The sequence below is a fragment of the Salinicola sp. genome (assembly GCF_982684285.1).
This window is the reverse complement of the sequence record NZ_CEXLVS010000003.1, coordinates 1-402: the sequence shown is the minus strand read 5'-3', so window position 1 is coordinate 402 and position 402 is coordinate 1. Positions and strand designations below refer to the sequence as shown.

Annotated in this window: 1 protein-coding gene; it reads right to left on the bottom strand. The window is 66.7% G+C overall.

The window, feature by feature from the left end; translation table 11 throughout:
- Positions 1–402, bottom strand: a 402-nt coding sequence (locus AC3AYF_RS00525) for a DUF2345 domain-containing protein (protein WP_487779288.1), incomplete at both ends; no start/stop codon positions are given.

Genomic DNA, 402 nt, shown 5'->3' with positions numbered 1-402 from the left:
GCGGGCGGCGAACAGCTTCATCCCGGCGCGGTAGACGAACAGCGAGAGCTTCTCGGAGATCGACGCCACCAGGCTCTTGCCGGTGGCGATATTGACGTCCTCGCCACTGGAGATACTGAGCGATCTGCCCTGGGCCAGGTGGGTCGATTCCGGGGTGCTCAGCGTAATGCCGGCGGGCGAGGCCATATGCAGCCACGGCGCTTTCATGCGTGCCGCTTCGCCCCGGCCGCCGCTGTCGGTGGCACCGCGGGCGTTGCTCTGATCGGAATCCGAAAGCTGTTCGCTATTGCCGTAGCGGTCGTCGGCGTCTTCACCCGCCTGCTTGAGGTTCGTCCGGCTGTCGAGGGCGTCGGCGGTGTGGTTCGCCGCACTCTGGCTGAGGCTGTCGGTGAGCTGGTAGGC